The 1,206-nt window shown below is 33.0% G+C and carries 1 protein-coding gene; it reads right to left on the bottom strand.

Translation table 11 applies throughout. The features are described 5' to 3' along the window. Positions 1 to 31: 31 nt before the first annotated feature. A complete protein-coding gene (locus tag ICJ85_RS16095) occupies positions 32 to 997 on the bottom strand; it encodes an IS110 family RNA-guided transposase (RefSeq protein ID WP_188224819.1) in 966 nt (321 codons plus the stop codon). Positions 998 to 1,206 lie beyond the last annotated feature (209 nt).

Consider the following 1,206-nt stretch of genomic DNA (forward strand, 5'->3'; position numbering starts at 1 on the left):
AACAAAGAACTGAGTTAAAAAGCAAACAATTTTAAGCTAATTTAGACATAAAGTTCTCATCATAAGGCAATCCACTTTTAGCTATTGCAAACGCCTGCTTTAGTAATTTATTTGAAACAGCGATTAGTGCCAATTTTTTACTTTTCCCTTTTGCTACAATTCTTTCATATAATTCACGACAACCTTTATTGTGTTTACATGCCGAAAAAGCACATAAAAACAATAAATTTCTAAGCTTTTTGTTTCCAACTTTACTTATCCTACTGCGTCCCCGAACACTTCTTCCAGACTCCCTTATCGTTGGAGTAACACCTACATAACTGCATAATTCACTAGCCGAGTTAAACCTAGAGAAACCTTCGGTAACCACTATTAAAAACAAAGCTGTTTTCATTCCCATGCCTGGGATACTTTTAAGCAAGGTTAATTGCTGTTGTTGATCTTGTTTTACCAACTCCAACAACCTTGATTCAATAGATTCGATTTCTTTATTTAAATGATTTAGGTTGCGTCTCAATGAACGATATACAAACTTTGATGGAACACCCAAAGCTTCTTCTCCTTTTAACTTATTCTTTATTGCTGTACGATGCTTTAAATAGCTATCTAATAACCGAAATAACTGCAAACATTCACTCTGCACTTCTGTTAATGCATTATAAAGAGGTACTTCATTCATTTGCCCATATTCACTAATAGCCTTAGCGTCACTTTTATCGGTCTTTACCTTGGCTAATTTCATTTGTATAAATCGCTTTACTGATAATGGATTTACAACCGATACCAATATACCTTGACCATGTAAAAATTGAGCCAAACGATAATGGTAATAGCCTGTAGCTTCCATAACAACTAAAGCCTCTTTATTTAGTACTTTTAGAAACTTTTTAAATCCCTGACAATCATTCTTAAACTGATTAGAACCTGTTTGAGAGCTGTAAACATCAAAGACATCCTTACTGATATCTACTCCATAAATTTCTGTATATTTACTCATAAGAACTGTATTTGGAAAGAACGAGCTACTCTTGTTTCAACAACTTGAAATCGAGTTTTAAACTCACAGAACTGAACGAAATAATAGTAGTAAAAGAGAGAGGATTATCAATGTTGTCGAAGTCTTGGCTTCACCGTATAACATAACCTTATTTCTCTCTTTTGTTCTTTCTGATTAATACTTTAAAATTAACAGATTGTAAACTTAAG

Source organism: Aestuariibaculum marinum (assembly GCF_014596975.1).
Lineage (GTDB): Bacteria > Bacteroidota > Bacteroidia > Flavobacteriales > Flavobacteriaceae > Aestuariibaculum > Aestuariibaculum marinum.